We start from the raw sequence: 23,839 nt of genomic DNA, 5'->3' as shown, positions 1-23,839 counted from the left end.
CGCGGTGTGACGTGTTAAGCGAGGCGCATGAGTGATGCTGTCTCGATTACCCGCGATCTGGTTCGCTGCCCCTCCGTCACCCCGACCGACGCCGGCGCGCTTGGCGTTCTTGAAAATTTGCTGAAAAGCGCAGGCTTCGACGTCCACCGCGTGACGTTCTCCGAGCCCGGCACCGCCGATATCGACAATCTCTATGCCCGCATCGGCAGCGCGGCGCCGCATATCACCTTTGCCGGCCACACCGACGTGGTGCCGCCCGGCGATGAAGCGGCGTGGACGCTCGGTGCGTTCTCCGGCGAGGTCAAGGACGGCTATCTCTACGGCCGCGGCGCCGTCGACATGAAAGGCGGCATCGCCTGCAGCGTCGCCGCCGTGCTGCAATATCTCCGCGACCATGGCGGCAAGCCGCGAGAAGATGGCAACGGTTCGATCTCCTTCCTGATCACCGGCGACGAGGAAGACGTCTCGATCAACGGCACCGTCAAGCTGTTGAAGTGGTGTGCCGCGCGCGGCGAAAAATTCGACCATTGCGTGCTCGGCGAGCCCTCCAATGTCGAGGTGCTCGGCGACATGATCAAGATCGGCCGGCGCGGCTCGCAGTCCGGCACGCTCATTGTCGATGGCGTGCAGGGCCACGTCGCCTATCCGCACCGCGCCTCGAATCCGGTGCCGGATATCTCGCGGCTGATCGTCGCGCTGAGTGATGAGCCGCTCGATCACGGCAGCGCGCAATTCCAGGCCAGCAACCTCGAATTCACCACGGTCGATGTCGGCAACACCGCAAGCAATGTGATCCCCGGCCAGGCGCGGGCGAAGTTCAACATCCGCTACAACGACAACCACACCCAGGAGAGCCTGCGGCAGCTGGTCGACGAGCGGCTGGCGAAGGCCTGCGGCAACCGCATCCGCGCCCACATCGACTGGCAGCCGTCGAACTCGAACGTGTTCGTCACCCAGCCCGGCCCGTTCACTGATCTTGCGGTCGCCGCGATCGAGGAGGTCACCGGCCGCAAGCCGGAGCTGTCCACCTCGGGCGGCACGTCGGATGCGCGCTTCATCTCGAGCTATTGCCCGGTGATCGAATTCGGCCTGGTCGGCCAGACCATGCACCAGATCGACGAGCGCACGCCGGTGGCCGATCTGGAGCAGCTGACGAAGATCTATCGCGGCGTGCTGGACCGGTATTTTGCGTAATCCAGCCGCTTGGCTGGACAAGAACATCGAAAACAACCCCATGCACAGTAGGGATTGGGGCCGCTAGTAGTCCACCCGCACCAGATATAGCCCGTCCGGTGGCGCCACGGGGCCGCAGGCGGCGCGGTTGCGGGCGGCGAGCGCACCAAAGAGATCGTCCGCGCTCCAGCGGCCCTCGCCGACCCAGACCAGCGAGCCCACCATCGAGCGGACCTGGCTGTGCAGGAACGAGCGCGCCGACGTCACGATGTTGATGGCGTCGCCCTCGCGCGTGACGTCGAGCTGATCGAGCGTCTTCTCCGGCGACTTGGCCTGGCACTCGGTGTCGCGGAAGGTGGTGAAATCGTGCTTGCCGAGCAGTCGCTGCGCGGCCTCGTGCATCGCGCCCGCATCGAGCGCCCGCGGCACGCGCCAGACGCGCCCGATGTCGAGCGCGAGGTTCGCTCGGGTATTGGTGATGCGATAGAGATAGTGCCGCTTGATCGCCGAGAAGCGCGCCTCGAAATCGTCGGGCACGATGTCAGCGGCGAGCACGCCGATCGGATTCGGCCGCAGATGCGCGTTCAGCCCGTCGCGGAAGCGGCCGGGCGGAAAATGCTTGGCGATGTCGCAATGCGCGACCTGGCCCCGCGCATGCACGCCGGCATCGGTACGCCCTGCGCCGTGAACGCGCACGTCCTCGCCGCAGATCGCCTTGACCGCCGTCTCCAGCGCGCCTTGCACGGTCGGTGCATTGTCCTGGATCTGCCAGCCGGAGAACGGCGTGCCGTCATACTCGATGGTGAGCTTGTAGCGGGGCATCAGGTGAGCCGCGCGGGCGGCTTCAACGGCGTGCCGCGCAAAAAGTCCGACGCCTTCATCGGCGCCTTGCCGGCGCGCTGCAGCTCGAGGATCCGGACCGCGCCATCGCCGCAGGCGATCGCAAGATTGTCGTCGAGCACATCGCCCGGCTCGCCCGAGCCTTTCGCCGGCTCGCAGCGCAGGATTTTCAGCCGCACCGGTTCACCCGCGCCCAAAAGCTCGCACCAGGCGCCGGGGAACGGCGAAAGCCCGTGAATGTGCCGCAGCACCGCGTGCGCCGTCTGCTTCCAGTCGATCCGCGCTTCGGCCTTCTCGATCTTGGCGGCGTAGGTGACGCCGTCCTCGCTCTGCTTCGTCAGCTGCAACTCGCCGCGCTGCAGCGCGCCCATCGCGCGCACCATCAGATCGGCGCCGAGCGGCGCCAGCGCGTCATGCAGGTCGGATGCCGTCATGCTGTCCGAGATCGGCAGCCGCTCGGCCATCGCGACGTCGCCGGTGTCGAGGCCGACATCCATCTTCATCACCATCACGCCGCTCTCGGCATCGCCGGCCATGATGGCGCGGTTGATCGGCGCGGCACCGCGCCAGCGCGGCAATAGCGAAGCATGCAGGTTGAAGCAGCCGAGCTTCGGCGCGTCGAGGATGGCCTGCGGCAGGATCATGCCATAGGCGACCACGACGGCGGCATCCGCGTCAAACGCGCGAAATTCCTCGAGCGCCTCCGGCGTCTTCAGCGTCTTCGGCGTCAGCACGGGAATGCCGAGGCGGCGCGCCTCCTGCTCGACCGGTGTCGGCTGCAACTGCAGGCCGCGCCGCCCGCCCGGTTTCGGCGCGCGGGTATAGACCGCCACGACCTCATGGCCATGGGCCACCAGCTCCAGCAGCGTCGGCACCGCGAAATCGGGCGTGCCCATGAAGATCAGACGGAGAGGCATCAGACAGGACTCGATGGCATTTGGAGTGCTCCGTTATGCACGGGCTTAAGCGCGAAGCGCGTCCTCGCATCAGAAGCCCCGGGCATCCACGTCTTTCGTATCAGCGAAGCAAGACGTGGATGGCCGGGTCAAGCCCGGCCATGACGCGTCTGAGGAGACGGCAACGCCTACTCCGCCGCGCGCTTGGCGGCCTTCTCGAACTTCTTGAAGACGCGGTCGCGCTTGAGCTTCGACAGATAGTCCACGAACAGCACGCCGTTGAGATGGTCGATCTCGTGCTGGATGCAGGTGGCATAGAGCCCCTCGGCATCCTCCTCGTGCAGCTTGCCGTCGAGGTCGGTGAAGCGCAGGCGCACCCGCGCCGGGCGCTCGACCTCCTCGTAATATTCGGGGATCGACAGGCAGCCCTCTTCGTAGACCGACAGCTCGTCCGAATGCGAAATGATCTCCGGGTTGATGAACACCCGCGGCTGCGGCGTGGTCTCGCCGTTCTCGTCGCGCTTGGCGAGGTCCATGGTGATCAGCCGCAGCGGCTGCGCGACCTGGATCGCCGCCAGCCCAATGCCGGGCGCGTCATACATGGTCTCGAGCATGTCGTCGGCGAGCTTGCGGATCTCCGGCGTCACTTTCTCGATCGGTTTCGACACCAGACGTAACTGCTTGTCCGGCAGGATGATGATTTCTCTTAATGCCATGGCGGCGATTTAAGCTGCTGACTTCATGGGGTCAATCCGCTCAGGAACCGGTTAACGCAGCCTTAACCACGTTTCTTCACGCAACGTTAACCAAGAAATTTAAGGGAGTGTTTACCATAAATGTTCCCTTTTCGTTCGATGACGGTGCCGAATCGGCTACAACGGCCGGTATGAACGAGATTCTGCTCACGATTGGCGACCTCCCGGTCCGTGTTTCCGACGCGTTGATCGGCCTTGGCGCGCTGGCGCTGATCCTGCTGCTCGCCATCGCCGTGGTGATTGCGCGCGCCAGCCGGCGCGGCGCGGAACTCGCGATGGCTCAGGCCATTCGCGCCGACGAGCTGGAGGAGCGGCTCGCCGACATGCTACGGGCCCAGAGCGAGGCCTCGGGGCGGGTCGACGCGATGGGGCAGGCACTGGCCGGCCGTCAGGCCGAGATGGCCCGTGCCGTCAACGAGCGGCTCGATTCGGTGACCCACCGGGTCGGCCAATCGATGGAACAGACCACACGCAACACGATGGATTCGCTGCGCGTGCTGCATGAGCGGCTCGGCATCATCGATCACGCGCACAAGAACCTCAACGAGCTCACCACCCAGGTGACGACGTTGCGCGACGTGCTCGCCAACAAGCAATCGCGGGGCGCGTTCGGCCAGGCGCGGATGGAGGCGATCGTCCAGGACGGCATGCCGAAGGGCTCGTTCGAGTTCCAGCACACGCTGACCACGGGCAAGCGGCCGGACTGCGTCGTGTTCCTGCCCGACCAGCGCCCGCTCTGCATCGACGCGAAGTTTCCGCTGGAGGCCATGACCGCGCTGCACGACGCGCGCAGCGACGAGGAACGCAAATTCGCCAGCCAGCGGCTGCGCGCCGACGTGCTGAAGCATGTCAGCGACATCGCGGAGAAGTATCTGATCCCCGGCGAGACCCAGGATACCGCGCTGATGTTCGTGCCGTCGGAATCGGTCTATGCGGAAATCCATGACGGTTTCGACGACGTGGTCCAGAAGGCCTATCGCGCCCGCGTCGTGCTGGTATCGCCCTCGCTGCTGATGCTGGCGATTCAGGTGATGCAGCAGATCCTGAAGGACGCCCGCATCCGCGACGCCGCCGACCAGATCCGCAACGAGGTGATGCATCTCGGCGACGACCTCAGCCGCCTGCGCGAGCGCGTGCTCAAGCTGCAAAATCATTTCGGCCAGGTGAACGAGGACGTCAGGCAGATCCTGATCTCCGCCGACAAGATCGAAAAGCGCGCCGGCCGCATCGAGGAACTCGACTTCAGCAAATCCGAGACCCCGATCGAAGTCCCCCGCTTCGTCAAGGGAGCCGCCCCCGACCTGTTCCCCGCCCCGCGCAAGCTGCAGGCGGGGGAGTGAATGTTATGATCGCGGCTAGCGCGGCATAGTCAGTGTCATCGCCCGGCTCGGCCGGGCGATCCAGTATCCCAGAGGCGGCAGTTTGGGAGCACGTAGCTACTACGTCTACATCCTCGCCAGCCACATCGGCGGCACGCTCTACATCGGTGTGACAAATGACCTCATTCGTCGCGTAGGCGAGCACAGACTAAAATTGGTCGAGGGCTTCACGGAGAAGTACGATGTCGTGAGGCTCGTCTATTTCGAGGAATTCGATGATCCTGAGAACGCGATCAAGCGCGAGAAGCGTTTGAAGAAATGGCCGCGTGCCTGGAAGATTGCCCTGATCGAGAAGGACAATCCGGACTGGAACGATCTTTACCCGGAAATTGCCGCAGGTGGCGGATAGGCCTCTGGAATACTGGATCGCCCGGTCAAGCCGGGCGATGACACCCTCCTAGTGGCTCGAATCTGCTACCAACGCCCCTATGACAGCACCTGAAGCGACGTCAGACGTGCCCGCGAAGCCGCAGGGACAGCCCGCCACCTCCTGGCGCGACAGCTTCGCCGTGTATCTGCAGCCGCGGGTGCTGATCGTGCTGCTGCTCGGCTTCTCCTCCGGCCTGCCGCTGGCGCTGTCGGGCTCGACGCTGCAGGTGTGGATGAAGGAGGCCGGGGTCGATCTCGGCACCATCGGACTGCTCGCGCTGATCGGCACGCCGTACACGCTGAAGTTCCTCTGGGCGCCGCTGGTCGACGCGCTACACGTGCCGCTGTTCACGCAGATCTTCGGTCGCCGCCGCGGCTGGCTGCTGCTCTCGCAGCTGTTGCTGATCGCGACGATCCTGGTACTGGCGATGGCCGATCCGGCGCGATCGCCGTGGTTCGCGGCCTTCGCCGCGTTGCTGGTCGCAACCGCCTCGTCGACGCAGGACATCGTGGTCGATGCCTTCCGCGTCGAAAGCCTGCCGGAGAGCGAGCAGGCCGCCGGCATGGCGTCCTATGTCGCGGCCTATCGCATCGGCATGCTGGTCTCGACAGCCGGCGCGCTGTTCATCGTCAGCGGCTTCGAGTCCGCCGGCCTCGCGCGCCCGTCGGCGTGGATGTGGGGCTATGTGGTGATGGCCGCGCTGGTCGTGATCGGCATCGTCACCGCACTTGCTGCGACCGAGCCGGCGCAATCGAAAGGCGCGGAGGCCGCCACGCATGCGCAGACCGCAGCCGAACGCGTCCTGCACGCGGCGCTCGGCGCATTCTCCGAGTTCCTCAGCCGCAAGGACGCATTGGCGGCGCTCGCCTTCGTGGTGCTGTTCAAGTTTACCGACGCGTTTTCCGGCACCATGACCGCGCCGTTCGTGATCGACATCGGCTTTTCCAAGGTCGATTACGCCGCGATCGTGAAGGGCGTCGGTCTTGCCGCGACCTTGATCGGCGGATTTGCCGGCGGCTTCGTGGCACGGCGCTATTCGCTCGCGACCAGCCTGTGGATCGGCGGCGTGCTGCAGGCGGTCGCCAACCTCTCTTTCTCCTGGCTCGCGCATGTCGGCGTCGATCAATGGGCGCTGGCGCTTGCGATCACCGCGGAGAATTTCACCAGCGCGATCGGCACCGTGATCTTCGTCGCCTACCTCTCGGCGCTGTGCCGCAATCCGCTGCACACCGCGACCCAGTATGCGCTGCTCACGGCGCTCGCCGCGGTCGGCCGCACCTATCTGTCATCGGGCGCGGGCTATGTGGCGAAGGCCGTCGGCTGGCAAATGTTCTTCGTGATCTGCGTGCTGGTCGCGATCCCGAGCCTGATCCTGCTCGCGTGGCTGCAGCGGCGCGGGCATTTCGATGAGCTGGGGCCGGTGAGGGTTTAGCCCAGCCGCCGCAGCCCGGATGCGGCGACGCGTAATCGAGCTACGGGCACATCTGTCATCACCCGGCTTGACCGGGTGATCCAGTATTCCAGAGGCGCCAGTGCTTGAATCGAGAAGCCGCGGCGTACTGGATCGCCCGGTCAAGCCGGGCGATGACACCGACGCGATCTTACTTCGCCACCACGCTCCACTTGGTGACGATGGCTTCGCTCATCTCGCCGGCGTCCTTGGCACAGGCGATCTCGTCGACCTTCACCGAGATGGCCTTGCCGGAGAGGCTCTTGAGCTGCGCGGCCTGGGCATCGTTGGTCGGAATCAGCTGAAAAGTTTCCGGCCCGGTTTCGAGATTGCAGAGACCGTTCGGCGGCGGCAGGCGGCGCGGCTCGCTGGTGATCTGGTAGGTCGCGACGCGCTTGCCGCGATTCTTGGTGTCGCGCACCTTCATGACGCCGAGTTCCCCCGACAGCACGTCGCCGGCCCGGATCATCTTGCCGGGCTTCTGCGGCGCGTCGCTCTGCTGCGCGATCGCGCACGGCGCGGCGAATGTGGCCGCCAGAAACGCAACGGCCAAGCGTACGCCGAATCGGTGTGTCGTCATTTGCAGTGGTTCCGTACTTGATTCGTCAGAGCGTCGATGACCGTCCCCAAATCGTCATCCACCCTATCATTTTGTTTCGGCGCGATCTTTTTGGATTGTCGCCGATCGCCTGGCGAACAATGCCGCGTCCGGCTCCCGGATCGCTTGCTAGAACAGCGTCCGCTGCCGCATCGCAGCCGATAGCGTACCTTCATCGAGGTAATCAAGCTCTCCGCCGACCGGCACGCCATGCGCCAGCCGCGTCACCCGCACGTTGGCCTCCGACAAGAGGTCGGTGATGTAATGCGCGGTGGTCTGGCCATCGACGGTGGCATTGAGCGCCAGAATGATCTCGCTCACTTCAGGCGCATGCGCGCGCGCCACCAGCTGATCGATGGTGAGATCCTGCGGCCCGACACCGTCGAGCGGCGACAGCGTTGCGCCGAGCACGTGATAGCGTCCATTGGTCGCATTGGCGCGCTCCAGCGCCCAGAGATCGGCGACATCGGCGACCACGACGATGATCGAGGGATCGCGGCGCGGATCGGTGCAGACCGTGCAGGGGTTTTGTGTATCGATGTTTCCGCAGGTCTTGCAGACCTGGATCTTGTCGATCGCGACCTGCAGCGCCGCGGTCAACGGCGTCATCAGGGCTTCGCGCTTCTTGATCAGATGCAGCGCCGCGCGCCGCGCCGAACGGGGCCCGAGCCCGGGCAGCCGCGCCAGCAACTGGATCAGGCGTTCAATCTCGGGGCCGGCAACGCTCGCAGCCATTAGAGCATGATCCGGAAAAGTGTGAAGCGGTTTTCCCTCGCGACAAACGCGGGACGCGTTTGCGCGGAGATCATGCTCCAACAAGGAGCCAAGGCACGATGATTCATCTTGATCTCGCCGCGCTTCAAGTCGGACCAAATCCCGGCGGCAGGCCGAGCCCGCCGGTGAGCGCCATCATCTTCTCCTGCATCGCCGTCTCGGCCTTGCGGCGCGCATCGCCATGCGCGGTGACGAGCAGATCCTCGAGCACTTCGCGCTCCTCCGGCTTCATCAGCGACGGATCGATCTTGATGCCCTTCACTTCCATCTTTGCGGTCATGCGCACGGCGACCAGGCCGCCGCCGGAGATGCCCTCGACCTCGACATTGCCGAGCTCTTCCTGCATCGCCTGCATCTTGGATTGCAGCTGTGCTGCCTGTTTCATCATGCCGAGAAAATCAGCCATGCGTGCGTTCCTATCGCCAGATCAATCGTCGTCGCTGTCGGAAGTTTCAATCGGGTCTTCGCCGGTCGCATCCGCTACCGGAACCTCGGCGGCAAGGCGGCGGACCTCGACCACCTTGGTGCCGGGGAAGCGCGCCAGTACCTCCTGCACGCGCGGATCGGCCTCGGCAGTACGCTGATGCTCGCTGCGCGCCAATTCGTTCTGCGAACGCACCGTGGGCTGGCCGGCCTCGTTCGAGATGATCACGGTCCAGCGCCGCCCGGTCCATAGTTCGAGCTTGCGCGACAGATCGGTGACGAGCGCGCGCTGCGCCTTCGGCTCGAGGCCGATCTCGAGCTGGCCATCCTCGATGCGCACCAGCCGCACATCGGCCTCCAGCGCGCTCTTGGTCATGATGTCGCGCTTCTCGCCGGCGAGCGCGATCAATTGCGGAAAGCTCGTGATCCGCAGCGCCGGCGCGGCATCGGCGACCGGCGCGGCCATCTGCGGACGCGCGGCGAGATCGGCGCGCGGCGCACCCTGCGGTGCCCGCGCCGACGGCATGGCCGACATCGTCGAGGCCGGCGCGCCGCGTGGCGCTGACGAGGCGGCGGAGCCCGACGTCGCGGGCGCCGCGCCGCCGCCATTCTGCTCGATCATCATCCGGATCGCTTCATCCGGCGTCGGCAGGTCGGCGACATAGGCGATCCGCACCAGCACCATCTCGGCGGCAGCGGCCGGGCGCGTCGCGGTCTGCACCTCGGCGATGCCCTTGAGCAGCATCTGCCACATCCGCGACAGCACCCGCGTCGACAGTTTTGCGGCGAATTCGCGCGCGCGCACCCGCTCGGTCTCGCCGAACGCGACGTTGTCCGCGGTTCCCGGCACGAACTTCACGCGGGTGACGAAATTGACGAACTCGGCCAGGTCGGACAGCACCACCACCGGATCGGCGCCGACATCGTACTGCGCGCGGAATTCGGCGAAGGCTGAGGCGAGATCGCCGCGCGCCAGCGAATCGAAGAGATCGATGACGCGGGTGCGGTCGGCGAGGCCGAGCATCTGCCGGACTGCGTCGGCCTTCACGAGGCCTGCGGCATGCGCGATCGCCTGGTCGAACAGCGATAGCGAATCGCGCACCGAACCTTCGGCGGCGCGCGCGATGATGCCGAGCGCCTCGGGCTCGACCTCGACGTTTTCCTTGGCCGCGATGTTGCCGAGATGCTTCATCAGCACGTCGGCCTCGACCCGGCGCAGATCGAAGCGCTGGCAGCGCGACAGCACCGTGATCGGAACCTTGCGGATTTCGGTGGTGGCGAACACGAACTTGGCGTGCTCCGGCGGCTCCTCCAGCGTCTTCAGGAAGGCGTTGAAGGCCGCCGTCGACAGCATGTGGACTTCGTCGATGATGTAGACCTTGTAGCGCGCGCTGGCCGGCGCATAGCGCACGCTGTCATTGATCTGGCGGACATCGTCGACGCCGGTGTGCGAGGCTGCGTCCATCTCCAGCACGTCCATGTGCCGGCTTTCCATGATCGCCTGGCAGTGCACGCCGAGGTCGGGCATGTGGATGGTCGGCCCCTTCACCGAGCCGTCCGGCTTCGCGTAGTTCAAGGCACGGGCGAGGATGCGCGCGGTGGTGGTCTTGCCGACCCCGCGGACGCCGGTGAGGATCCAGGCCTGCGGAATCCGCCCGGTCTCGAACGCATTCGAGACGGTGCGCACCATGGCCTCCTGGCCGATCAGATCCTCGAAACTGGAGGGGCGGTATTTGCGGGCGAGAACGCGGTACGGTTTCGTGGCGTCCGAAGCGCCACCCAAATCAAAGCCGCCGTCAAGGCTTGCTTTGCCTGCGCCGTCGGACGGTTGGGAGGGGTCGCCAGCGTCATTCATGCATCGATCCGCAACTTGGGAATTGTCTCTTCAACCGGCGTGCGGATAGGAGCCGAAATCGAGCGCCGGGCGCGGAGACCGCCGTTCCAGCGCGATTCGCTCGGAAAAACAGGTAGGAGACTGACGAGCGACCCGATCCGGACCTCGTTAGGGCTGCTTCCTTCCGGACCTGACCCGGTTGGCGAGTGGCTCGTCCACCGCCAATCTCCCGGTCCCTATTTGGGGCCAAAACCGCCGGAAAGCAAGCGGCCTGACCGGGCTTTGTGGGGCTTGTCTGGGAACACGGAAAGGCATTACTTGCCGGTCATGCCCGCCACCAACTGGTCGCTGCATTCGCAGCTCAAGAAAGACACCATCGACATCGGCGACCTGCCGCTGTGCAAGGTGCTCGTCATCAAGGATGCGCATTATCCCTGGCTGCTGCTGGTGCCGCGGCGCGACGGCGCGGTCGAGATCATCGACCTCGACGAGGTCGAGCAGGCGCAGCTGATGACGGAGATCACCCGCGTCTCGCGGGCCCTGAAAGAGGTCACCAAGTGCGACAAGCTGAATGTCGCAGCCCTCGGCAACCTCGTCCCGCAACTCCACGTCCACGTCATCGCGCGCCGCACCAGCGACGCTGCATGGCCGCGTCCCGTTTGGGGCGTAATGCCGCCGCTGGCGCATGACGCCGAGGAAGTGCAGAATTTCATCAGCGCGCTTCGCCGCAAGATCTGGTTGGGTTGATTTTCGATGTCTGCATCCGATTCTTTTCCGCTCGGCCAGCCGGCCTTCGTCACCCATGTGCTGGACCGCGCCGCGCATCTGCGCAGCAATGACGAGAAGCTGTTCGCGCTGGAGGGCCATCGCGAGGCCAGAGCCTACGTGATCTATCGCGACTCGCTGGTCGTGAAGCAGGAGGAAGGCGGGGCCCGCGCCCTGCTCTCGCTGGAGGAGGCCCGCAGCTTTGGCGCCAATCCCGGCACGATCTTCCTCGGACTGCGCGATGCTGCGCCGATCTTCGGCATGGGGATCGCGCCGCAGGCGGCCGAGAAGCTGGTCGGGCGCAGTGACGTCGCGATCACCGAATTGCGCGGCATGGCAATGCAGGGCGTGGTGCCGCCGGAGCAACTGTCGGCCATCGCGATGGCGAAATCGATGGTGACCTGGCATCAGCGCCACGGCTTCTGTCCGAACTGCGGCACCCGCACGGCGATGAAGGACGGCGGCTGGAAGCGCGAATGCCCGAGCTGCAAGGCCGAGCACTTTCCGCGCACCGATCCGGTCGTGATCATGCTGGTCACGTCGGGCGACAAGGTGCTGCTCGGCCGGCAGAAGCAGTTCATGCCCGGGATGTATTCCTGCCTCGCCGGCTTTGTCGAAGCCGCCGAGACCATCGAGGACGCGGTCCGGCGCGAGATTTTCGAGGAGTCCGGCATCCGCTGCACCGACGTCAATTATTACATGACGCAGCCCTGGCCCTATCCGTCATCGCTGATGATCGGCTGCACCGCGCGCGCGACCAACGAGGACATCGTGGTCGACCGCACCGAGCTGGAGGATGCGCGCTGGTTCGACCACGCGGAGGCGACGCTGATGCTCAAGCGCCAGCATCCCGACGGCCTGGCCGGACCGCATCCGTTCGCGATTGCCCATCATTTGCTCGGCCGCTGGGTGCATCACCGAAATCCGTTGGACCAATAGCGGGAACCGGACATCGTTCTGCCGATTAGACCTGCATACAGCTTGTGGCATTGGAGCATGATCCGGAAAAGTGCGAAGCGGTTTTCCGAAAAGATCATGCTCAAACAATGAGCTAAAGCGCGGTGACGATCAGCCTGATCTCATGGCGCGAGTGGAACCATTGCGACGGACCCCTGCATGAATTTTCAGAACGGCGCCACGAAAGTCCCGCCCCGCATCCTCTGCATCGGCCTGCCGGTGCGCGACCTGACCTTCCGCGTCAACGTACCGGCCCGCGGCTCCAAGGAGAACGCGACCCATTTCGACGAGATCTGCGGCGGCAACGCGCTGAACGCCGCCATCGGCATCGCCCGGCTGGGCGGCCGCGCCGCGATCTGCGGGCCGATGGGCGATTCGCGCGAGACCTCGAGCCGCTACATCTTCGACAAGATGGCCCAGGAGGGCATCGAGACCAACCATCTCATCCACATGCCGGACCTGGTCACCCCGATCTCGGCGATCATGATCGACGACACCGGCGAGCGCACCATCGTCACCTTCCGCGACCCCGAGCTCTGGAAGGTCAAGCTGCCGCCGACCGAGCTGCTGCTGGAGGATTGCGCGGCGATCCTGACCGAGAGCCGCTGCGCACCGTTCTGCACCGAGCTTTGCGCCGAGGCGGTCAAACGCGGCATTCCCGTGGTGGTCGACGTCGACCGCGCGATGTCGATGCGAGAAGGGCTGCTCACCGCCTCGTCCCATCTGGTATTTTCCAGCGAGCCGCTGCAGGAGACCGCCGACGTCACCGACGACGGCCAGGCGCTGCAAAAGCTCGCCAAGCTCACACCGTCCTTCCTGGCCGGCACGCGCGGCCCGAAGGGCACGATCTGGCTCAATGAGAAGGGCGGGCTCGAGGAGACGGCGGCCTTCCCGGTCCATACCGTCGACACGCTGGGCGCCGGCGACGTCTTCCACGGGGCGTTTGCCCTCGCCATTACCGAGAAGCAGGAGTTGCGGCAGGCGCTCCGCTTTGCCTCGGCTGCTGCAGCGCTGAAATGCACCCGCTTCGGGGGCGCTTATGCCGCACCGCAACGTACTGAAGTTGAAGCGTTTTTGGGCGAACACGCCGACGTCCGGCCGGCCTGACCGGCCACGGCCCGCTTGATTTGGAAGATTTTTCTCTATATGAGGGAGTTTGAACCTTCATGTGGAACTTTCTTCTATGACCGATGTCGCCATTCAGCTTCATGACAACAACCGCCGCCTCGACGCCATCGATCGCAAGATCCTGACCGTGTTGCAGGAGGACGCCTCGCTCTCCGTCGCCGAAATCGGCGACCGGGTCGGGCTGTCGTCGACGCCGTGCTGGAAGCGCATCCAGCGGCTCGAGGCCGACGGCGTGATCCTGCGCCGCGTGGCGCTGGTCGATCAGAACAAGATCGGGCTCGGGATTTCCGTGTTCGTCTCGGTCGAGAGCGCCGACCATTCGGAAGCCTGGCTGCGCAAATTCGCCGACGCCGTCAGCGCCATGCCCGAAGTGATGGAGTTCTACCGGATGGCCGGCGACGTCGACTACATGCTGCGCGTCGTGGTTGCCGACATGCAGGCCTACGACGTCTTCTACAAGAAGCTGATCAGTGCCGTGCCGCTGAAGAACGTCACCTCGCGCTTCGCGATGGAGAAGATCAAATCGGTGACGGCACTGCCGGTGCCGGCGGCATAAGCGCCGCCCCCTGAACCGTCATCGCCCGGCTCGACCGGGCGATCCAGTACGCCGCGGCCTCTCGGCTCCATCACTACCGTCTCTGGAATACTGGATCACCCGCATGCGCGGGTGATGACCCCATTCTTCGCGGCGAGTACCCAGCTCAAATCTTCTGATTGTATTCGCCGACCTCGGGGTGCGTGCGCAGCACGGAATCCATCGCCTCGAACATGTCGCGCATGCGCTGCTCGCTGACCGGGCTTTCCACCACGACCACGAGCTCCGGCTTGTTCGAGGATGCGCGCACCAGGCCCCAGCTGCCGTCCGCGACCGTGACGCGCACGCCGTTGACGGTGACGAGATCGCGGATGTTCTGGCCCGCGACCTGCGCGCCATTCTGCTGCAGCGTCTCGAAGTGTTTCACGACGGCGTCGACCACGCCGTACTTCGCCTCGTCGGCGCAATGCGGCGACATGGTCGGCGACGACCAGGTCTTCGGCAGCGCGTCCTTCAGGTCGGCCATCGACTTGCCGGGCGCGCGGTCGAGCATCTCGCAGATCGCGATCGCCGACACCAGGCCGTCGTCATAGCCGCGGCCGAACGGCTTGTTGAAGAAGAAGTGGCCGGACTTCTCGAAGCCGGCGAGCGCGCCCAATTCGTTGGTGCGGCGCTTCATGTAGGAATGCCCGGTCTTCCAGTAGACGGTCTTTGCGCCCTGCTTCTGCAACACGGGATCGGTCACGAACAGCCCGGTCGACTTCACGTCGACGACGAACTGCGCGTTGGCATTGATCGCCGACATGTCGCGCGCCAGCATGACGCCGACCTTGTCGGCAAAGATCTCCTCGCCGGTGTTGTCGACCACGCCGCAGCGGTCACCGTCGCCATCGAAGCCGAGCCCCACGTCGGCCTTGTGCGCCAGCACGGCATCGCGGATCGCGTGCAGCATCTCCATGTCTTCGGGATTCGGATTGTATTTCGGGAAGGTGTGATCGAGCTCGGTGTCGAGCGGGATCACCTCGCAGCCGATCGCCTCCAGCACCTGCGGCGCGAACGCGCCCGCGGTGCCGTTGCCGCAGGCCGCCACCACCTTCAGCTTGCGCTTCAGCTTCGGCCGGCTGGTGAGGTCGGCGATGTAGCGCGCCGGATAATTCTCGTGAAACTGGTAGGAGCCGCCGACCTTGTTGTCGAACGCGGCGTTGAGCACGATCGCCTTCAGCCGCGTCATCTCGTCGGGGCCGAAGGTGAGCGGACGGTTGGCGCCCATCTTGACGCCGGTCCAGCCATTGTCGTTGTGCGAGGCGGTGACCATCGCAACGCAGGGCACGTCGAGATCGAACTGTGCGAAATAGGCCATCGGCGTCACCGCGAGCCCGATATCGTGCACCTTGCAGCCCGCCGCCATCAGGCCCGAGATCAGCGCGTATTTGATCGAGGCGGAATAGCCGCGGAAATCGTGACCGGTGACGATCTCCTGTTTGACGCCGAGTTCCGCGATCAGCGCGCCGAGCCCCATGCCCAGTGCCTGCACGCCCATCAAATTGATTTCCTTGTTGAACAGCCAGCGCGCGTCGTATTCGCGAAACCCGGTCGGCTTCACCATCGGCTCGGATTCGAAGGCATAGGTGTTCGGGACCAGCGCGGATTTCGGCTTGGGAAACATGGGTCGGCCTTATGGTCGCATGCAAAATGACATCACCGCAGCCTTAGCGAATGCGCGGGCCGGGCGAAAGGTGGGACCGGAGCTGGTGGCCGACAATTACGGCGGAAATCGCGGCGATATCGGGTCCCCGCGGATACCCCGAAAGGGCTGGATTTATTGCTCCAGCAACAATTTGCCGTTGGCGTATTCGAAGCGCTTCAGCTTGGACAGGAAGGACAGGCCGAGCAGGTTTTCCGACAGCGCCTCGTCCGGCAGCACCAGCGCATCGACGTCGCGCACGGTGAGGCCGCCGATCTCGATCATGGCGAGGCGCGCGCGCGCCGCCTTGATGGTGCCGTTGGCGGTGGTGACACGCGAGGTGTAATCGCCCGGCACCGGGCGCAGGCCGAAGCGCGCGGCCGAGGTCTCGTTCAGGGCCACCACGGAGGCGCCGGTGTCGACCATGAAGTTGATGCGCTGGCCGTCGATCCGGCCGTCGGTCGCGAAGTGACCGCGCGGATCGGGCGCAATGCTGAGCGTGCGGGCGCTGGCCTGCGCCACCGTGACGGCGGGGGCCATGGTCTGCTTTGCGGTGGTCGCGGCGGCGGGCGACATCTTGCTGGCCATCTGGGCCATGAAGGTGCCCAGCCCGATCAGGATGGCCGCGAAAATCATCAGGTTACGCATGACACCATACTCGGAAAACCGAACACGCAATTTCACCACGCCCGCCGCCCCGCCGCGAGCGAGGGCGGCAGCGCGAGGCTGCCATTTTGGCGAAAAGGATGAGCGAAGGGTTAATGCGACCGCGCTGAGGCGGCCGAATGTCATCGGCCGCCTCGCCCGGACGGGATTTGCCGCCTCTCAGGCGGTCATTTTCAGCCCGTCTCTTCAGGCGGTTCTGGCGACCGGGCTCGGCATCGCCACGCGCAGCGCGTAATAGACGGCGCCCGCGATCCCGACGCCGAAGAACCAGCCATAGACAGCCCACCAGGCCGGCAGGATCGAGGTGAAGTTCGGCAGCACCGACGAGAACAGGGCGCCGATCGCGGCTGCGATCAGTGCGCTGACGTTCCAGCCGTTCTGGAAGCGATATTCGCCGTCCTCCTGGTACAGCGCCGGCACGTTCACGCGACCTTTGGCGATCAAATAATAATCGACCATCATGATCCCGAAGATCGGCCCCATGGTCGCGCCGATCAGCCCGACGAACGAGGCGGCGCTGCCCTCCCAGGGCGCGAACGGATACAGCGCCAGCGCGATCAGCGCCGCGATGTAGCCGCCCTTCTTGAAGTCGATGTGCCGCGGAAACACGTTCGAGAAATCGAACGCCGGCGAGACGAAATTGGCGACGACGTTGATGCCAAGCGTTGCCACCGCGAAGGTGACCGCGGCGAGCAGCGCCAGGAACCAGCTGTCGAACTTCGCCGATATCTGGTCGGGATGCAGCAGCACCTCGTGATAGACGTTGAACGCTGCGATCGTGGTGACGCCGGCGACCAGCGAGAACAGGATCAGATTGACCGGCAGGCCCCAGATATTGCCCTTGCGGAGCGCCCTGGCATCGGGCGCGTAACGCGAGAAGTCGCAGAAATTGAGATAGAGCGCAGCGAAATAGGTGATCCAGGTCGCGGCGACGGCGCACAGCGCCGGGAACGTGCCGGGCTCGCCGGGCACGCCGGCATCCCTGGTCTTCTCCAGCAACACATCCTGCGGGATCGGCGCGGTGAGCGAGATGCCGCCGGCCGCGATGCAAAGATAGATCGCGAGGATCAGCATCATCAGCCACACCGCCGGCCCCGCCCAGTCCTGGAAGCGGCGCACCGTCTCCATGCCGCGCTGGATGATCAGGAGCTGCAGCGCCCAGATCACGACAAAGCAGATCACCTCGAGCCCGGAGTGGCCGAGCACATGACTGGACTGGTGGAACGCCTTGAAGCTGTCGACGCGCGTCAGCAGCGCCACGATCGCGCCCGAGGCCGCCGCGGTCTGCGCGCCGTACCAGAAGCAGGCGACGATGGCGCGCACCAGCGCCGGAATGTTGGCGCCCCAGATTCCGAACGAGGCCCGCGCCAGCACCGGATAGGGCACGCCGGTCCTGACGCCGGCATTGCCGATCAGGCTCATCAGCACGAAGATCACCAGCGAGCCGGCGCCGATCGCGAGGATGAAATTGACGAAGCTGCCGCAGAGCAGGAACAGGCTGGCGGCGAGATAATAGCCCCACAGGCTATGCACGTCCGAGGTCCAGACGTTGAAGATGCTGAAGGCGCCCCAGTTGCGTTCTTTGGCCGGCGCCAGGTCTTCGTTGTACAGCGACGGCGATGCGTTCTTGATCTCCAGATTCTTGAAGTCCATGGCGGCCTCCCCAAAGCGCGAGCCCGTGGTCCCATCCCAGCCTTTAAATCTAACCACCGTTTGCCGGCGCTCGCCAGCGCAACCGATCAGCACGACCGGGAAAACGGAGACTCGGTGTCGTCCCGGCGAAGGCCGGGACGACGAATGAGAGAAATGCGACCTTCGGGCGCAACAACGCGAAACGATGACGCGGCACGACAAAAGCTGCGCGTTTGCGCTGATATCAAGTGCCGCGCGGTTTCACGCGCCTGGTCGGCATCGCGCTGGCGGGATCTTCCGGCCAGGGATGGCGCGGATAGCGGCCGCGCAGGTCGGAACGCACCGCAGCGTAACTGCCGCGCCAAAAACCCGGCAGATCGCGCGTCACCTGCACCGGCCGCTGCGCCGGCGACAGCAGTTCCAGCACCAGCGGCACCGCGCCCTTGGCGATCGAGGGATGAGTGTTGAGCCCGAACAGCTCCTGCAGCCGCACCGCGATGGTCGGGCCCTGCTCGGCCTCGTAATCGATCGCAAGCTGCGTCCCGGTCGGCGCCTCGAAATGCGTCGGCGCCTCGCGATCGAGCCGCGCCCGCAAGTCCCACGGCAACAGCGTCATCAACGCGTCCGACAGGTCGCCGGCGGACAGATCCTTCAGCGCGGTCTTGTCGTAGAGGGCGGGCACCAGCCAGTCGTCGGCCCGCGCGGCGAGTGCCGCGTCCGACAGATCGGGCCAGCTGTCGTCCTCGGCCTTGCGCAGAAACATGATTCGGTCGCGCCACTGCTTCGAATGCTTCGACCACGGCAGCCGGTCGAGCCCGGCCGCGATCAGGCCGTCGGCGAACACACGCGCGGTCTCGGCCGATGGCTTGAGCGGCATCGGCGCCTCCGACAGCGTGATCGCGTGCAGCGAACGCCGGCGGCGCGCGCGCAGCGCCATCGCGCCGCGGTCGAACGTCACCTCTTCGACGTTTTCGATCTGATCGGCGAAGCGCTGCTCGATCTCGTCCTGGGTGATCGGCGCCGCCAGCAGGATGCGGCCGCTCGCCGCCGTGCCGGTCAGTTCGGCAACCGCGATATAGGGCAGCCGCGCCAGCGCCGCGGTCTGCTCCACGGCAGCGCCGCGGCCATTGGCCAGCACGAAGCTGCCATTGCCGCGGTTCTTCGCGACACGATCCGGGAATGCGAAGGCCAGCATGACGCCGGTGGAGAGATCCTTCTGCTCGCTCACCGCCGCCTTCACCTGCGAAGCCCAGCGCGCGGCCATGCTGCGCGCGCTCGATGCCCGCTGCGAGCGGTCGCGGCGGAACTGGTCGAGCCTGTGGTCGAGATCGACGCTGTCACCGCCGAGCCCGCGCTCGCTTAGCACGGCGGCAATCTCGGCCGCCTCCTTGCCTGCGCCAAACCGCGCGGAATCCACGATCATGCGCGCCAGCCGCGGCGGCAGCGCCAGCGCGCGCAGGCTCTTGCCCTCCTCGGTGATGCGGCCGTCACCGTCGAGCGCACCGAGCTCACCGAGCAGCGATCTCGCTTCCTTCAGCGCGGGCCCGGGCGGCGGATCGAGGAAGGCAAGGCTTGCGGGATCGCTGACGCCCCATTGCGCGAGGTCGAGCACCAGCGACGACAGATCGGCGGAGAGGATCTCGGGCGAGGTGTAGGCCGGAAGCGACGCGGTCTGCGGCTCGTCCCAGAGACGGTAGCAGACGCCGGGCTCGGTACGGCCGGCGCGGCCGCGCCGCTGATCGACCGCGGCGCGCGAGGCCCGCACCGTCTCGAGCCGGGTCAGCGCAATATCCGGCTCGTAACGCGGCACCCGCGCCAGGCCGCAATCGACCACAATGCGCACGCCCTCGATGGTCAGCGAGGTCTCGGCGATCGAGGTCGCCAGCACCACCTTGCGGATCCCCTTCGGCGCCGGCGCGATGGCGCGATCCTGCACGGCCGCATCGAGCGCGCCGAACAGCGGCACGATCTCGACCGAAGCATCGTGGACGCGTTCGGCGAGGAAGGTCTGGGTGCGGCGGATCTCGGCCGCGCCCGGCAGGAAGGCAAGCACCGAGCCGGCATCGGCACGCAGCGCGGTCGCGATCGTCTCGGCCATCTGCCGCTCCAGCGGCGCGTCGACCTTGCGGCCGACATAGCGGGTCTCCACCGGAAAGGCGCGGCCCTCGCTCTCGACGACAGGCGCGTCGCCGAGCAGCCGCGCAACACGCGCGCCATCGAGCGTTGCCGACATCACGAGGATGCGCAGGTCCTCGCGCAGGCCGGTTTGCGCGTCGCGCGCCAGCGCCAGCCCGAGATCGGCATCGAGCGAGCGCTCGTGGAATTCGTCGAACAGCACCGCGGCGACGCCGGTGAGCTCGGGATCGTCGAGGATCTGGCGCGAGAAGATGCCCTCGGTGACGACTTCGATCCGCGTCGCGCGCGACACCTTTGAGCCGAAGCGCACCCGATAGCCGACGGTCTCTCCGGGACGCTCGCCGAGCGTCTTCGCCATCCGCTCGGCGCTGGCGCGCGCGGCGATGCGGCGCGGCTCCAGCACGATGATCTTCTTGCCTTTGGCCCACGGCGCGTCGAGCAACGCCAGCGGCACGCGCGTGGTCTTGCCGGCGCCCGGCGGCGCGACCAGCACGGCGGCATTGTGGCGATCGAGCGTGCGGTCGAGCTCATCCAGCACGGCGTCGATCGGCAGCGGGCTATCGAAATGGTGCGGCAAGGAGTCTCATCGCGGCAGCGGCCTCGGCCGACCTGCGTCCTGTGGTTAACGAACCCCGGATTCGCTCAGGATTCGCTTGGGGTTTCCGGGCCTCTTAGACCATTCGCCGGTTACAGGGAACCGGGGAAAGGTCCGCCTTCGGCGGCACATCCTTTGTATGGATAAAGGAGAAAGCAACCGATCAGGCCGATGATGAGCCCGATCACACGGGAACGGGACAAGGATGACCACAAACGGCACACAGGCTGCGACAGATCGTTCCGCCGGGAACGCGGCCGCGCGCGTCGATTGGGTCGACTATGCCAAGGGCATCTGCATCGTCATGGTCGTGATGATGCATTCGGTGCTGGGGGTCGAGAAGGCCTTCGAGCAGACCGGCTTCATGCATTATGTCGTGATGTTCGCGAAGCCGTTCCGGATGCCGGACTTCTTCCTGATCTCGGGGCTGTTCCTGTCGGTCGTGATCGATCGCGATTGGCGCACCTATCTCGACCGCAAGGTGATGCACTTCGCCTATTTCTACGTGCTGTGGGTGACGATCCAGTTCGGCTTCAAGGCACCGTCGCTGGCCGCTGAGGCAGGCTGGGCCGCGGTCGGGCTGCAATATCTCGAGGCCTTCATCGAGCCGTTCGGCACGCTGTGGTTCATCTATCTGCTGCCGATCTTCTTCGTCGTCACCAAGCTCACGCGCAATGTCCACCCGCTCGCGATCTGGCTCGTTGCCGCGGCGCTGGAGAGCGCGCATGTCGTGACCGGCTGGACCGTGATCGACGAGTTCTGCGCCCGCTTCGTCTACTTCTTCACCGGCTATGTGCTCGCTGCTTACGTGTTCGCGTTGTCGGACCGTGCGCGGGCGCGGCCCGCATTTGCGCTGCTCGGGCTTGGGCTCTGGGCGCTCGTCAATGGCAGCCTGGTCGCGCTCGATATCAGTGAATGGCCGGTCGTCTCGCTGGCCCTCGGCCTGGCCGGCGCCTGCGCGATCATCGTGACCGGCACGCTGCTGGCGCGCGCGCACTGGCCCGGCTTCCTGCGCTTCTGCGGCGAGCACTCGATCGTGATCTACCTCGCCTTCTTCCTGCCGATGGCCGCGACGCGCACCCTTCTGCTGCGGTTCGATGTCATCCACGACATCGGCCTGGTCGCGCTGATCGTCACCGCGGCCGGCATCGCCGGCGCGCTGCTGATCTGGCGGCTGGCGCTGGCGGCCCGGGCCAATTTCCTGTTCGAGCGGCCCGACGCGTTCTGGATTGCCCCGAAAAAGCCAGCGCCCTCGCTGCAGGCGGCCGAATAGACCGCGGGCAGTGCCGGAAGTCATGGGCCGGATTCGTTCCGACAGCGGCGAATCCGGCCATTCCAATTTTCCGTATGTTGAAATGACTGGCTTTTTGGTCCCGAATGTTTCGTCGCCGGGGCCGCGACGAAACAATTCTCCCGGTCACGAAACCATTTTCCGCTTTTCGCGCAGACATCCGGAAACGGGCGCTAACTAACAATTCTCCCAACGAACCGCCGCCCAACGGCGAACTGGGAGCCTGTCATGCCGAACGTCATCGCCATCAACTCTGCAGCCAAGAAGCACATCGACGCTGCACGCGCGACCTCGGATGAAACGCTGCTCGCGCATATCGCCAAGAATAACCGCACCTCGATGCACACGCTCTATGCCCGTCACAACGTCCGGGTTTACCGCTTCGTGCTCCGCATGGTGCGCGACACCACGATGGCCGAGGACCTGGTCAGCCAGGTGTTCCTCGACGTCTGGCGCACCGCGGCCCAGTTCGAGGGTCGCTCGCAGGTCTCGACCTGGCTGCTGTCGATCGCCCGCTTCAAGGCGCTGACCGCGCTGCGTCAGCGCAGGCATGAGGACATCGACCAGGACGACGTGCTGGAGATCGCCGACGGTGCCGATACGCCGGAAACATCGCTCGATCGCGCCACCACCAGCGAGATCCTGCGCGCCTGCGTGGCCAAGCTGTCGCCGGCCCACCGCGAGATCATCAATCTGGTCTACTACCATGAGAAGTCGGTCGAGGAGGCCGGCCAGATCATCGGTATCCCGCAGAGCACGGTGAAGACCCGCATGTTCTATGCCCGCAAGCAGCTCGCCGACCTCCTGAGGGGCGCCGGCGTGGACAGCGTCGCGGCCTAAAGTAAAGCAAATCCAGCTATTTAGGAGGAGATCAAGCAACCCGGGCAATTGTCCACGAAGCCAAAAAAGTTCGGCGACGAAACAATTGAAACAATCGACGACATCACCCGGAAAAACGCGATCTCTATACCCATATCCAACGACGCAACCCCAACCCCAATTCACTGACCCAAGTTTCGATACCTCCCTAGTTCTAACCTCCCAAGTAACCTCCAACGACCCGGCCGGGATGCCCCCCAGCCGGGTCGCTCTGTTTTTGGCGCGCGGTCGTGAGGCCGAGCACGGCTCGTCTCACACGGACGTGACGGCGCTTGGGACTGCTCCGCCGTAACGGCCAACGCCGTCCTGGCGAAGAACATCAGGCGTACCCGGCACGGCCCTCTGGCGTGCCGGGACTTCTGATGGACGGACGACGATGCTCAGCCTTGCCCTTGCCCTGCTTGCCGGTGTCGCCACCGTCGCCGCCCCTTGCACCCTGCCGATGCTGCCAATCCTGCTTGGGGTATCGATAGGCCAGACCGGCAAGGCGCGGCCCGCGATGATCGCGCTCGGCTTCGTGATGTCATTCTCTGCGGTGGCATTGCTGCTGAGCGCGATCACGCGCGCCTTCGACTTCGATCCGAACCTGCTGCGGACCGGCGCAGCCGCGCTGCTCGCGGGCTTCGGCCTCCTGATGATCTGGCCGGCGCCGTTCGAATGGCTGTCGATCCGGCTGACCGGCGCCGCCGGCAACATCAGTCAGGCCGCGCCGGCACAAAGCCTGTTCGGCGGCTTCGTGCTCGGCAGCACGCTCGGCCTGGTCTGGACGCCGTGCGCCGGTCCCGTGCTCGGCTCGATCCTGACCATCGTCGCGACCTCGAAGGACACGGCGTGGGCGAGCCTGCAGCTCGTCACCTATGCGATCGGCGCCGCGATCCCGATGCTTGCCATTGCCTATGGCGGGCAGGCCGTGACCACCCGCGTGCGCAGCATGGCGCGGATCGCGCCGCGCCTGCAGCAAGGCTTTGGCGTCGTGATCATCGCCTTCGCCGCGCTGTCCTACCTGCAATACGACACGCTGATCGTGGCGTGGCTGACCCAGTTCTATCCCAACGGCCAGATCGGCCTGTGAGCTCATA

General features: G+C 65.5%; 22 protein-coding genes and 1 other RNA gene. 11 read left to right on the top strand and 12 right to left on the bottom strand.

Annotated elements, in window-relative coordinates:
* The first annotated feature begins 27 nt into the window (after nt 1–27).
* Nucleotides 28–1,194, top strand: a complete 1,167-nt coding sequence (gene dapE, locus ACVIGB_RS35040; RefSeq protein WP_456719230.1) for a succinyl-diaminopimelate desuccinylase — start codon at nt 28–30, stop codon at nt 1,192–1,194.
* A 63-nt stretch (nt 1,195–1,257) separates the two neighbouring features.
* Here dapE and truA read toward each other — a convergent pair whose 3' ends face one another.
* From truA to def, 3 genes are all read right to left on the bottom strand, one after another.
* On the bottom strand, nt 1,258–1,995 hold the full coding sequence (gene truA / locus ACVIGB_RS35035; protein ID WP_456719231.1) for a tRNA pseudouridine(38-40) synthase TruA: 738 nt from the start codon (nt 1,993–1,995) through the stop codon (nt 1,258–1,260).
* Nucleotides 1,995–2,930, bottom strand: a complete 936-nt coding sequence (fmt, locus tag ACVIGB_RS35030) for a methionyl-tRNA formyltransferase (RefSeq protein WP_456719232.1) — start codon at nt 2,928–2,930, stop codon at nt 1,995–1,997. The genes truA and fmt overlap by 1 nt, the downstream gene beginning before the upstream one ends.
* Before the next feature lie 167 nt (nt 2,931–3,097).
* Nucleotides 3,098–3,625 (bottom strand): peptide deformylase, encoded by a 528-nt coding sequence (gene def, locus ACVIGB_RS35025; RefSeq protein ID WP_092122626.1) that lies wholly within the window; start codon nt 3,623–3,625, stop codon nt 3,098–3,100.
* 170 nt (nt 3,626–3,795) lie between these two features.
* Between def and ACVIGB_RS35020 the strand changes: the two genes are divergently transcribed.
* The 3 genes from ACVIGB_RS35020 (at nt 3,796) to ACVIGB_RS35010 (ending at nt 6,845) form a co-directional block, all read left to right on the top strand.
* Entirely contained in the window at nt 3,796–5,004 is a 1,209-nt protein-coding gene (locus tag ACVIGB_RS35020; protein WP_456719233.1) for a DNA recombination protein RmuC, read from the top strand.
* A gap of 82 nt (nt 5,005–5,086) precedes the next feature.
* Nucleotides 5,087–5,392 (top strand): GIY-YIG nuclease family protein, encoded by a 306-nt coding sequence (locus ACVIGB_RS35015; protein ID WP_456719234.1) that lies wholly within the window; start codon nt 5,087–5,089, stop codon nt 5,390–5,392.
* Between the two features lie 79 nt (nt 5,393–5,471).
* Nucleotides 5,472–6,845, top strand: coding sequence for an AmpG family muropeptide MFS transporter (locus ACVIGB_RS35010; RefSeq protein WP_092122618.1), 1,374 nt, complete (start codon nt 5,472–5,474; stop codon nt 6,843–6,845).
* A 169-nt stretch (nt 6,846–7,014) separates the two neighbouring features.
* On the opposite strand, the gene ACVIGB_RS35005 is transcribed toward ACVIGB_RS35010, so the two are convergent.
* The 5 genes from ACVIGB_RS35005 to ffs all read right to left on the bottom strand — a co-directional run bounded on the left by ACVIGB_RS35005 (nt 7,015) and on the right by ffs (nt 10,722).
* Nucleotides 7,015–7,443, bottom strand: coding sequence for a hypothetical protein (locus tag ACVIGB_RS35005; RefSeq protein WP_456719235.1), 429 nt, complete (start codon nt 7,441–7,443; stop codon nt 7,015–7,017).
* 147 nt (nt 7,444–7,590) lie between these two features.
* Nucleotides 7,591–8,196 carry a recombination mediator RecR gene (gene recR / locus ACVIGB_RS35000; RefSeq protein WP_028335942.1) on the bottom strand — a complete coding sequence of 202 codons (606 nt, stop codon included), beginning with the start codon at nt 8,194–8,196 and terminating at the stop codon, nt 7,591–7,593.
* Between the two features lie 124 nt (nt 8,197–8,320).
* Entirely contained in the window at nt 8,321–8,641 is a 321-nt protein-coding gene (locus ACVIGB_RS34995) for a YbaB/EbfC family nucleoid-associated protein (RefSeq protein ID WP_092122614.1), read from the bottom strand.
* A gap of 21 nt (nt 8,642–8,662) precedes the next feature.
* Nucleotides 8,663–10,513: a DNA polymerase III subunit gamma/tau gene (locus ACVIGB_RS34990; RefSeq protein WP_456719236.1), complete on the bottom strand. Its 1,851-nt coding sequence runs from the start codon at nt 10,511–10,513 to the stop codon at nt 8,663–8,665.
* 112 nt (nt 10,514–10,625) lie between these two features.
* Nucleotides 10,626–10,722, bottom strand: an RNA gene (gene ffs / locus ACVIGB_RS34985) — signal recognition particle sRNA small type.
* Between the two features lie 97 nt (nt 10,723–10,819).
* Between ffs and ACVIGB_RS34980 the strand changes: the two genes are divergently transcribed.
* The 4 genes from ACVIGB_RS34980 to ACVIGB_RS34965 all read left to right on the top strand — a co-directional run bounded on the left by ACVIGB_RS34980 (nt 10,820) and on the right by ACVIGB_RS34965 (nt 13,898).
* Nucleotides 10,820–11,239: an HIT domain-containing protein gene (locus ACVIGB_RS34980; RefSeq protein WP_456725004.1), complete on the top strand. Its 420-nt coding sequence runs from the start codon at nt 10,820–10,822 to the stop codon at nt 11,237–11,239.
* Nucleotides 11,240–11,245: 6 nt separating this feature from the next.
* Nucleotides 11,246–12,196 (top strand): NAD(+) diphosphatase, encoded by a 951-nt coding sequence (gene nudC, locus ACVIGB_RS34975; protein ID WP_456719237.1) that lies wholly within the window; start codon nt 11,246–11,248, stop codon nt 12,194–12,196.
* A 177-nt stretch (nt 12,197–12,373) separates the two neighbouring features.
* On the top strand, nt 12,374–13,321 hold the full coding sequence (locus tag ACVIGB_RS34970) for a sugar kinase (protein ID WP_456719238.1): 948 nt from the start codon (nt 12,374–12,376) through the stop codon (nt 13,319–13,321).
* Between the two features lie 76 nt (nt 13,322–13,397).
* Nucleotides 13,398–13,898 (top strand): Lrp/AsnC family transcriptional regulator, encoded by a 501-nt coding sequence (locus ACVIGB_RS34965; protein WP_024578797.1) that lies wholly within the window; start codon nt 13,398–13,400, stop codon nt 13,896–13,898.
* 145 nt (nt 13,899–14,043) lie between these two features.
* Here the strand turns inward: ACVIGB_RS34965 and ACVIGB_RS34960 are convergent, their stop codons facing one another.
* From ACVIGB_RS34960 to hrpB, 4 genes are all read right to left on the bottom strand, one after another.
* On the bottom strand, nt 14,044–15,543 hold the full coding sequence (locus tag ACVIGB_RS34960; RefSeq protein WP_456719239.1) for a phosphomannomutase/phosphoglucomutase: 1,500 nt from the start codon (nt 15,541–15,543) through the stop codon (nt 14,044–14,046).
* Between the two features lie 153 nt (nt 15,544–15,696).
* Complete coding sequence (locus tag ACVIGB_RS34955) at nt 15,697–16,209, bottom strand: TIGR02281 family clan AA aspartic protease (protein WP_456719240.1); 513 nt, start codon at nt 16,207–16,209, stop codon at nt 15,697–15,699.
* A 204-nt stretch (nt 16,210–16,413) separates the two neighbouring features.
* Nucleotides 16,414–17,880: an NCS1 family nucleobase:cation symporter-1 gene (locus ACVIGB_RS34950; RefSeq protein WP_456719241.1), complete on the bottom strand. Its 1,467-nt coding sequence runs from the start codon at nt 17,878–17,880 to the stop codon at nt 16,414–16,416.
* A gap of 223 nt (nt 17,881–18,103) precedes the next feature.
* Nucleotides 18,104–20,572 carry an ATP-dependent helicase HrpB gene (hrpB, locus tag ACVIGB_RS34945; protein ID WP_456719242.1) on the bottom strand — a complete coding sequence of 823 codons (2,469 nt, stop codon included), beginning with the start codon at nt 20,570–20,572 and terminating at the stop codon, nt 18,104–18,106.
* A gap of 223 nt (nt 20,573–20,795) precedes the next feature.
* On the opposite strand from hrpB, the gene ACVIGB_RS34940 reads away from it, so the two are divergent.
* The 3 genes from ACVIGB_RS34940 to ACVIGB_RS34930 all read left to right on the top strand — a co-directional run bounded on the left by ACVIGB_RS34940 (nt 20,796) and on the right by ACVIGB_RS34930 (nt 23,832).
* On the top strand, nt 20,796–21,863 hold the full coding sequence (locus tag ACVIGB_RS34940) for an acyltransferase family protein (RefSeq protein ID WP_456719243.1): 1,068 nt from the start codon (nt 20,796–20,798) through the stop codon (nt 21,861–21,863).
* Between the two features lie 246 nt (nt 21,864–22,109).
* The gene (locus tag ACVIGB_RS34935; protein WP_092122590.1) at nt 22,110–22,721 is read left to right on the top strand and encodes a sigma-70 family RNA polymerase sigma factor; all 612 of its coding nucleotides are present in this window, start codon (nt 22,110–22,112) and stop codon (nt 22,719–22,721) included.
* A gap of 415 nt (nt 22,722–23,136) precedes the next feature.
* Entirely contained in the window at nt 23,137–23,832 is a 696-nt protein-coding gene (locus tag ACVIGB_RS34930) for a cytochrome c biogenesis CcdA family protein (protein WP_456719244.1), read from the top strand.
* Nucleotides 23,833–23,839: the final 7 nt, after the last annotated feature.

The organism is Bradyrhizobium sp. USDA 4341, from assembly GCF_054063755.1.
Note: the sequence above shows the minus strand (reverse complement) of the source record. Positions and strands in the feature narration are given on the sequence as shown.

Bases quoted from the DNA above. Each gene is read 5' to 3' on its own strand.
- def (WP_092122626.1), bottom strand. From the start codon at position 3,625: ATGGCATTAAGAGAAATCATCATCCTGCCGGACAAGCAGTTACGTCTG.
- ACVIGB_RS34965 (WP_024578797.1), top strand. From the start codon at position 13,398: ATGACCGATGTCGCCATTCAGCTTCATGACAACAACCGCCGCCTCGAC.
- fmt (WP_456719232.1), bottom strand. From the start codon at position 2,930: ATGCCTCTCCGTCTGATCTTCATGGGCACGCCCGATTTCGCGGTGCCG.
- ACVIGB_RS34990 (WP_456719236.1), bottom strand. From the start codon at position 10,513: ATGAATGACGCTGGCGACCCCTCCCAACCGTCCGACGGCGCAGGCAAA.
- ACVIGB_RS34970 (WP_456719238.1), top strand. From the start codon at position 12,374: ATGAATTTTCAGAACGGCGCCACGAAAGTCCCGCCCCGCATCCTCTGC.
- ACVIGB_RS34940 (WP_456719243.1), top strand. From the start codon at position 20,796: ATGACCACAAACGGCACACAGGCTGCGACAGATCGTTCCGCCGGGAAC.
- ACVIGB_RS34935 (WP_092122590.1), top strand. From the start codon at position 22,110: ATGCCGAACGTCATCGCCATCAACTCTGCAGCCAAGAAGCACATCGAC.
- dapE (WP_456719230.1), top strand. From the start codon at position 28: ATGAGTGATGCTGTCTCGATTACCCGCGATCTGGTTCGCTGCCCCTCC.
- truA (WP_456719231.1), bottom strand. From the start codon at position 1,995: ATGCCCCGCTACAAGCTCACCATCGAGTATGACGGCACGCCGTTCTCC.
- ACVIGB_RS34950 (WP_456719241.1), bottom strand. From the start codon at position 17,880: ATGGACTTCAAGAATCTGGAGATCAAGAACGCATCGCCGTCGCTGTAC.
- ACVIGB_RS34980 (WP_456725004.1), top strand. From the start codon at position 10,820: ATGCCCGCCACCAACTGGTCGCTGCATTCGCAGCTCAAGAAAGACACC.
- ACVIGB_RS34960 (WP_456719239.1), bottom strand. From the start codon at position 15,543: ATGTTTCCCAAGCCGAAATCCGCGCTGGTCCCGAACACCTATGCCTTC.
- ACVIGB_RS34995 (WP_092122614.1), bottom strand. From the start codon at position 8,641: ATGGCTGATTTTCTCGGCATGATGAAACAGGCAGCACAGCTGCAATCC.
- recR (WP_028335942.1), bottom strand. From the start codon at position 8,196: ATGGCTGCGAGCGTTGCCGGCCCCGAGATTGAACGCCTGATCCAGTTG.
- ACVIGB_RS35005 (WP_456719235.1), bottom strand. From the start codon at position 7,443: ATGACGACACACCGATTCGGCGTACGCTTGGCCGTTGCGTTTCTGGCG.
- ACVIGB_RS34930 (WP_456719244.1), top strand. From the start codon at position 23,137: ATGCTCAGCCTTGCCCTTGCCCTGCTTGCCGGTGTCGCCACCGTCGCC.
- ACVIGB_RS35010 (WP_092122618.1), top strand. From the start codon at position 5,472: ATGACAGCACCTGAAGCGACGTCAGACGTGCCCGCGAAGCCGCAGGGA.
- ACVIGB_RS35020 (WP_456719233.1), top strand. From the start codon at position 3,796: ATGAACGAGATTCTGCTCACGATTGGCGACCTCCCGGTCCGTGTTTCC.
- nudC (WP_456719237.1), top strand. From the start codon at position 11,246: ATGTCTGCATCCGATTCTTTTCCGCTCGGCCAGCCGGCCTTCGTCACC.
- ACVIGB_RS34955 (WP_456719240.1), bottom strand. From the start codon at position 16,209: ATGCGTAACCTGATGATTTTCGCGGCCATCCTGATCGGGCTGGGCACC.